Source organism: Thermoanaerobaculia bacterium (assembly GCA_035260525.1).
Taxonomy (GTDB): domain Bacteria; phylum Acidobacteriota; class Thermoanaerobaculia; order UBA5066; family DATFVB01; genus DATFVB01.
Genome location: DATFVB010000268.1, coordinates 1 through 8,188, shown reverse-complemented (window position 1 = coordinate 8,188; position 8,188 = coordinate 1). Strand labels below are relative to the sequence as shown.

Sequence of the window (8,188 nt, the reverse complement as noted above, 5' to 3'; positions counted from 1 at the left end):
AAGCGAGCGTCTGCCGCGGGTAGCGAGTCAGAGTCGCGAGCGTCGAGCGGGTGGCGCGGTGCGATTCCCGGCGGGAGTCGGCCGCCGCGCACCGGTCTGTAACAATTTCCTCCACACGCGCCGGCCGAGCCTGCCGGGGCGCGCCGCGACAGGACCCGCTCCTGTCGGCATCGCCTCCTCCGTCCCGCTATCCCGCGGGCTGCGCGAGCTTGAAATCGAAGGCCCGTACCTTCCGGTCCGGCCGCGGTGTCCAGACCAGGTTCCGCCGGAGCGCATAGAGGTCGTACCGCAGGACGAGGGGGATGAAAGGAAGGTCGCGCCGCAGGATTTCCTGCGCGTTCGTGATCGATTCCTGGCGCGCCGCCGGGTCGAGCGTACGGTCGGAGAGCTCGATCAGCCGGTCCATCTCCGGATTCGCATAGCCGAACCGATTCGAACGGCCGTAGCCGTTCTCTGGCGAGTGGAGAAGCGCATCCAGGAAATCCGACGCATCCCCGGTAGCCGCCCCCCATCCGAAGAGCGTCATCGGAACGTCCTCGCCGCGCCACTTCCGGTTGAACTCGGAAAACGGACGGACGTCCGGCTTCAGACGTATGCCGAGCGCCGCGAGCCGTTTCTGCAGCACGTCCGCGATCCCGCGGAGGTAATCGGGAACCAGGATCGGCGTCTCGAAACCGCCGCCGACGCCGGCCTCGGCGAGGAGCCGGCGCGCGCGGGCGGGATCGAACGGCATCGGAGAGAGACGGCTCGAATAGCCGAAGACGCTCGGCGGCACGAGCTGATCGAGCGGCGCGGCGAGACCTTTCAAGCCGCTCACGGCGATTTCCTTCCGGTCGACGGAAAGCGCCACGGCTTCGCGCACCCGGGGATCGGCGAACGGGCTCCCCGGCTTGACGGAGAAACCGAGCAGCACCTCGGAGATCCCCTGACGGGAGACGAGCCGCATCGTTTTCTGGCCCGACGCCCACTCCCAGAACTCCTCCGGGAAACGGCCCACGGCATCCACCTGCCCGTCGAGCACCGCACGCGCCCGTTCCCGCGCATCCGGAAGAGAGACGATCCGCACCCGGTCGAATTCCGGCCGCGGCCCCCAGAACCGCCGGAATCGCCGCCCCTCGATCGTCTGGCCGGGCGCTCCGCCGACGAAGCGATACGGACCCGTCCCCACCGGATTCGTGATCGGCGCCTCCGCGGTGTCGCGCGGGACGATCGCGATGAAGACCAGCTTGTTCAGGAGCACCGGGCTCGGGTCACGGGTCAGCAGCGCGACCGTCAGGTCGTCGATGACGCGGACCTCTCGGATCGACTGGACGTAGTAGCTCACCATCGATCCCGCGAGCGTCTGCGCCCGACGGATCGACGTCTTGACGTCCTCGGCTCCGAACGGCCGCCCGTCGTGGAAAACCACGCCGCGCCGCAGGTGGAATCGCCACTCGGTGTCGGAAAGGTTCTCCCATCGCACGGCGAGCTCCGGCACGATCTGCATCTCCGGCCCGAACCCGACGAGCTTGTCGTAGAAGTGGTCGAGCGTGGAGTAGGTCCGCTCGTCGTCCTGGAGATGGGGATCGAGCGTCGTCGCCGACGTCAGCTGTCCGATCGCGAGGTGCGTCGCGGCGGGAGGCTGCGGCCGGGAGCAACCGCCGGCCCAGACCGCGAGTGCGAGGATCGGTGCCCACCGGGACCCCTGCTTCATCTGCTTCTCGGCTGCTTCTCGATGCTGACGGTCTCCATTCTATACCGCGGCTCGGCGCCCGACCGGTGCGATATACTCGCCGCACCTGAGCCGCCCGATGAAATCGACGTTCCGGTGGACCATCCGCCTCCTGGCGCCGGCGGCGCTCGTCTGCGCCGCGGCATGCGCGCGCCGCGGCGACGCGCCCCCGCTCTCCGTGGTCCAGAGCTCCGACATCACCACTCTGGACCCCAACCGCGCGTTCGAAGTGGTCAACGACATCGTGTCGATGAACCTCTTCGATCCGCTGCTCCGGTTCGACCAGCACATGACCCTCCAGCCGGCGCTGGCGGTGCGCTGGGAGAACCCGAACGAGCGGACCTGGCGGCTGCATCTGCGTCCCGGCGTCCGGTTCCACGACGGCAGCCCGCTCACATCGGAGGACGTCGTCTTCACGCTGCGCCGCGTGCTCGCGCATCCCGAATCCGAGATCTACCCGTTCCTCTCGGGAATCCGGCGGATCGACGCTCCCGACCCCGAAACGGTCGAGATCGAGACGGACGAGCCGACGCCTCTGCTCACCCGGCTTTCGTTCGTCTACATCCTTCCCGGGAAGCGGCTGACGCGCGAAGGCGACGCCGAGTTCTTCCGGCATCCCGTCGGGAGCGGACCGTACCGCTTCGTCGGCTGGACGCCGGGAGACCGCGTCGAGGTCGCGGCATGGGACGGGTACTGGGGCGGAAAACCGGCCATGGCGCGGGCGGTCTTCCGCTCGGTCGAGAAGCCGGAGGCGCGCTGGAGGCTCGTCTCGGAAAATCGCCCGACCGTGCTCCTCGAGGGCCCGCGCCAGGGATGGGAGGAGCACCGCGCCGACCCGCGCCTCCGGCTCATCGCACGCCCGAGCCTCACGGTTTCCTATCTGGGCATCAACGTCGCCCCCCGCCCCGGCAATCCCCTGGCCGACCACCGCGTCCGGGAGGCGATCCGGCTCGCGATCGACCTGAAAGAGCTCCTCCGGAAGGGGGCCGCCAATCACGGCTTCCCCGCGTCGCAGTACGTCCCGCCGGACGTCATCGGGTACAACTCGTCGATCGCGCTCCCGATCCACGATCCCGCCCGGGCGCGGGCGCTGCTGGCGGAAGCCGGACATCCGGACGGAGTCGACATGGTCCTCGACATCCAGAGCGAGGCCTCGACTCCGATGATCCGAAACCTCGTCGAGCAGCTCGGGGAGGGCGGCATCCGCGTGACGACGAAATTCTGGCCGAAGGAGCGGTTTTACGACCGCATCGACAAGGGGAGCTCCGATTTCCACCTGACCGGCTGGGTCTGCACGTCCGGGGAATCGGCCGAGCTCTTCGAATCGTCGCTCCACACGCGCGGAGGGCCGGGAGGTCTCGGCCGCGACAACGGGACCGGCTATTCGAATCCCGAGCTCGACCGGTTGATCGAGCAGCTCGTGGCGACGATCGATCCGGGCGCGCGGGTCGAGATCGAGAAGCGGGCCATGGCGATCGCGGTCGCCGATCTCCCCTACATTCCGCTCTACGTTCCGGAGGATCGGTACGTCCTGACGCGCGACGTTGTCTGGGAGCCGCGCGCCGACGGCGAGATCTGGCTCCCGGAGGTCCGGCTGCGATGAGCGCGGAAGCCCCGCGGAGCCGTCCGCTCAAGAAGCGGTTCGAGCTCGTCCTCGCGAGCGTCACGGGAATCCTCCTCGTGCTCGTCGCGGCGACGATGATCGTCGTTCGCTACCGCGACCAGAAGCAGCTCCTCGAGCAGACCGCGCTCATGTTCGCCGAGACGACGAACGACCAGATCTGTCAGCAGTACCGCGTCTACTACCACTCCGGCTCCTACAAGTTCCGGGAGATCGTGCGCCGCACGATGACGTGGAACCCGGACGTCCGCCGCATCCTCATCCTCTCGGTCGACGGCCACGTGCTCTACGACTCGTCCGAGAGCATGGACTACAACCTCCAGGAGAACCGTCCCGAGCGGCGGATCGAGGATCCGCGGCTCGTCGACGCGACCGCGGAGCTCAACGCCCAGGTCTTCCACGAGCGCGACCCCCGGCTCGGCAACCTCCTGCTGATCGTCTCGCCGTTCATCGAGGAGTGGGGGCGTCACCCCTACTCGGTGCTCTACGTCTTCACCTACCGGTCGCTCGACGCCGCGGTCCGCGCGACCGCCCTGCCGGTCGCGGTGCTCCTCTCCGGCTCGCTCGTCATCATGGCGATCGTCGCGCGCGGCCTCGGCACCCGCGTCGCCCGCCCGATCGAGGAGCTGACGAAGCGGGTGCGGTCGTTCGAGCAGGGGCGCCGGCGCGAGATCGCGGTCTCGGCGGGTTCGCTCGAGATCGACGAGCTCTCGCAGACGTTCGACCGGATGGCCAGCCGTCTCGAGGAGCACGTCCAGAAGCTCGAAACGGCCAACGAGGAGCTGAAGACGCTCGATCGGCTGAAGACGGACCTCCTCGCCAACGTGAGCCACGAGCTCCGGACGCCGCTGTCGGCGATCCGCGGCTACGTCGAGTTCATGAGCGACGGCAATCTCGGCCCGGTCAGCGCGGAGCAGGGACGGGCGCTCTCGATCTGTCTGCGCAACATCGACCGGCTGAACAAGAACATCAACATGCTCCTCGACTTCTCCCGGATGGAGCTCGGGCGCGTCGCGATCAACCCGGCCCCCTTCCGGGTCGACCTCGTGCTCCGCCAGACGCTCGCTTCGCTCGAGGCGGACGTCCGGAAAAAGAAGGTCCGGCTCGAGCCGCAGATCGCCGATCCCCTGCCGGCGGTCGTCGGCGACCGAGATCGGCTCGTCCAGGTCTTCGAGAACCTCGTCGTCAACGCGATCAAGTTCACTCCTTCGGGCGGACGCATCTGGGTGACGGCCGAGCCCGACGTGTCGGGCCGCGAGGTCCGGATCGCCGTCGCCGACAGCGGGATCGGCATCGCGGGGCCGGAGCGGGAACGGATCTTCACGAAGTTCTACCAGATCGAGGCGGGGGCGGCGCGGCGGTTCGGCGGGGTCGGGCTCGGCCTCGCGATCGTGAAGTCGATCCTCGACGCGCACCACGTCGCCATCGACGTGGAGGACCGCCCGGGCGGCGGCACGGTGTTCCGCTTCGCGCTGCCGGTCGCGGCCGGGCGCGTCTCGCACCCGGAGCTGCCGGCGGGCGAGGGCCCGCGGGAGCCGCATCCCGTCCGGATCCTCGCGATCGACGACGACGCCGACTTCCTGTCCTATCTCGTCGACGCGCTGCGCGGCGATGGTCGCGACGTCGTCGTCGCGTCGACCGCGGATCAGGGTCTCGCGCTGGCGCGCTCCGCCCGGCCCGATCTCATCCTTCTCGACGTCTTTCTCCCCGACCGCGACGGATTCGACGTCCTCCAGGCCCTCAAGGCGGATCCCGAGACCCGCGCGATCCCGACGCTCCTCGTCACGGTCGTCAACGAGAAGGCGGAAGGTTTCCGACTCGGAGCGCACAACTACCTGATGAAACCGGTCGAGGGGGCGGCCCTCGTCGAGGCGGTGGAGACCGCGCTCGCGCGCCGCGATCCCTCAAGCGCGACGATCCTCGTCGTCGACGACGAGCCGGACGTCACGTCCCATCTCGCGGACATGCTCTCGTCGCGCGGTTACCGGACGATCACGGCGGCGTCGGGCCGCGAAGCGCTCGAGCTCGCGCCGCGAGAGCGTCCGGACCTCGTCATCCTCGATGTTATGATGCCCGGAATGACCGGCTGGGAGGTCCTGCGCCGGCTGCGCGAATCCGCCCTGGCCGACGTTCCCGTGATCGTGCTGAGCGCCCGCGAGAGCCCGGAGGATGTCGCCGAAGGGCTGCGGCTCGGCGTCCGCAGCTATCTCGGGAAGACCGGCGGGCTCGACCGCCTCCTCGCGGAGATCCGCGCCGCGCTCGCGCCGCCGCCTCCTCCCCGCGCGGAGGCCGCGTCGTGAGCGGCGCGCGACCCTGCATCCTGATCGTCGACGACGAGGACGACGTCCTCGACCTCCTGACCGTCGTCTTCGAAACCGAAGGCTTTCGGACGCTCGTCGCCGCGGACGGCCCCACGGCGCTCACCCTCGCCTACGACGAGGTCCCCGACGTGATCCTCCTGGACGTCATGATGCCGGAGATGGACGGGTGGCAGGTCCTGCGGGCCCTCAAGGTCGAGGAGCGCACGGCCGCCATCCCCGTCGCGATGATCTCCGCCCGCACCGAGGGACGCGACAAGATCATCGGCCTCCAGGAAGGCGCGGTCTCCTACGTCGAGAAGCCGTTTTCCCCCGCGGAAGTCGTTTCGGAGGTCCGCTCGATCCTCGGGAGGCAGGCGTGAACTCCCCCGCCGACTTCGACCGGGACGAGACCGGGCGTCTCCGGGCCGAATGGCTCCAGTACCGCTCGCGCTTGAACGACCCGGAAACGGGGCTCCCGACGCTCGCCGGGATCGTCGACGAGCTGCGCCGGCAACTCGAGAGCGGGCTCCCGCTCGGGGTCTTCACCCTCTCGCTCTACGCGGAACGCCGGCTGGAGGAGTCGTGGGGATGGCAGGCGTACGATCGTCTGGTCGTCGAGTTCATCCGCGCTCTCAAAGGGGATCGGGGCAACGGCGTCGTCCCCGAGGGGCTCCTCTGCCTGCCCGGCGTCCGGGCCGATGAAGTCTTCCTCTTCCTCCCGCTCGACGCGGAGCGCATCGAGACGGGCTCTCCCACCGAGTGGCTGTCCGAGCGCGCCGAACGCCTGGACCACTACGTCAAGAAGTTCTTCTCCCAGCGGCTGCCTTCGGCGGACCGGTTCCGGAACTACGTCGGCGCCTCCGTGATCTTCGCCGACCCGAAGGTGCGGGTCGAGCGCCTCATCTATCGCGGCGTCCGGGAGGCGCGGGGCGAGGTCTACGACCGCACGGCCCGGGCGGAGCTCCGCGGAACCGACGTGCTCCGGAAGATCATCGCCGACTCGCGGATCACGCCCGTTTTCCAGCCGATCTTCGAGCTCGCCACGAACCGGGTGTGCGCCTTCGAGGCGCTCTCCTGGGGACCGCCCGGGAGCGGCTTCGAGAGCGGCGAGACCCTCTTCGCGTTCGCCGAACGCGCCGACCTCCTCCTGCCGCTCGAACGGGTCTGCCGCCGGCGAATCCTCGAGGAAGCGGGCGGGATCACGCCCGGCCAGCTGCTCTTCGTGAACCTGTCGCCCGCGGCCGCGTCGGACGACGAGTTCCTCGAGGGAATCTTCGAGCGGCAGGTCCGTCAGAAGGGCTTCGAGCCTTCCGGCATCGTCGTCGAGATCACGGAGCGCACCTACGCGCTCCACCAGGCGCTCTTCACGAAGGTGCTGCAGGAGCTGCGCCGGGAGGGCTTCCTGATCGCGGTCGACGACATGGGAACCGGGTACGCCTCCTTCTCGTCGCTGGCCGAGATCCAGCCCGACTACCTGAAGTTCGACAGCGTCTTCGTGCACGAGATCCAGAACCACCGGATCAAGCGCGACCTGCTCGACGCAATGCTCTCCTTCGCGACGAAGACCCACACCCACGTCATCGCGGAAGGAATCGAGACGGAAGAGGAGCTCGAAACGCTGATCGAGCTCGGCGTGCCGTACGGGCAGGGGTTCTTCCTGGCTCGCCCGACGCCGCTGGCGGAGGCGCTCAAGCACGTCAAGACCGCGTAGACGCGGCGATACATCGAGCCCGATATCGAGCAGCCGGCGCCCAAAGCGCCGAGCGCGTCGATCGCCGCGCACGGCAGTGCGAAGGCCCACGGCGCGTGCCGCCCGCGTCGCCCTTCGACGCACCGTTTCGGTACGCCTGTGGGCGCCGCCGGCGACCCGCATCCCGTCGGGCTCGCGTCTCGCCGTCTCATCGTCTTGCTTCCCCCGGCCAGCTCTCGGATCGATCCGCCCATCGCTAAGCCGTTTCATGACTTCCATTTCCCGAATTTCATCCATGCGAATTTCGACCCGTGGCCGCAGGACTTCGACTCGCGACTCACCGACTCGCGACGGCGCTCTCTCGTTGACAAACGAGAGGGGCTCGTGAAACCTTTTCTCCTGTCGAACGTCTAGGAGAAGAGAATGGCCAAGCCGAAGCCCGCGCCGAAGTCCGATCTCCTGCAGGGGACGCTGGATCTGCTCATCCTGAGGACCCTTTCCCTCGGACCGATGCACGGGTGGGGGATCTCGCAGCGGATCCAGCAGATCTCCCGCGACGTGCTGCAGGTCAACCAGGGCTCGCTCTACCCGGCGCTCGCGCGGCTGGAGGTCGCCGGCCGGGTCGACGCGCGATGGGGCGTTTCCGAGAACAACCGGCAGGCCAAGTTCTACGCGCTCACGAAGGCCGGCGAGCGGCAGCTCGAGGTGGAAACCGCGAACTGGGAGCGCCTCTCCGCGGCGGTCGCGCGCGTTCTTCGGCTCGCGGGCCAGGAGGCGATTCCATGAAGATCCCGACGAGGCTCGGAAGGCGGATCCGGAACCTCTTCATCCGCGAGCGGCTCGACGCCGATACCGAGCGGGAGATC

General features: G+C 68.7%; 6 protein-coding genes. 5 read left to right on the top strand and 1 reads right to left on the bottom strand.

Annotated elements, in window-relative coordinates:
* Positions 1–187 precede the first annotated feature (187 nt).
* On the bottom strand, positions 188–1,693 hold the full coding sequence (locus VKH46_12940) for an ABC transporter substrate-binding protein (protein HKB71744.1): 1,506 nt from the start codon (positions 1,691–1,693) through the stop codon (positions 188–190).
* 97 nt (positions 1,694–1,790) lie between these two features.
* On the opposite strand from VKH46_12940, the gene VKH46_12935 reads away from it, so the two are divergent.
* From VKH46_12935 to VKH46_12915, 5 genes are all read left to right on the top strand, one after another.
* Complete coding sequence (locus VKH46_12935) at positions 1,791–3,314, top strand: ABC transporter substrate-binding protein (protein ID HKB71743.1); 1,524 nt, start codon at positions 1,791–1,793, stop codon at positions 3,312–3,314.
* Positions 3,311–5,632, top strand: a complete 2,322-nt coding sequence (locus tag VKH46_12930) for a response regulator (protein ID HKB71742.1) — start codon at positions 3,311–3,313, stop codon at positions 5,630–5,632. The genes VKH46_12935 and VKH46_12930 overlap by 4 nt, the downstream gene beginning before the upstream one ends.
* Complete coding sequence (locus VKH46_12925) at positions 5,629–6,012, top strand: response regulator (protein ID HKB71741.1); 384 nt, start codon at positions 5,629–5,631, stop codon at positions 6,010–6,012. The genes VKH46_12930 and VKH46_12925 overlap by 4 nt, the downstream gene beginning before the upstream one ends.
* Positions 6,009–7,343, top strand: coding sequence for an EAL domain-containing protein (locus tag VKH46_12920; GenBank protein ID HKB71740.1), 1,335 nt, complete (start codon positions 6,009–6,011; stop codon positions 7,341–7,343). The genes VKH46_12925 and VKH46_12920 overlap by 4 nt, the downstream gene beginning before the upstream one ends.
* Before the next feature lie 402 nt (positions 7,344–7,745).
* On the top strand, positions 7,746–8,108 hold the full coding sequence (locus tag VKH46_12915) for a PadR family transcriptional regulator (protein ID HKB71739.1): 363 nt from the start codon (positions 7,746–7,748) through the stop codon (positions 8,106–8,108).
* Positions 8,109–8,188: the final 80 nt, after the last annotated feature.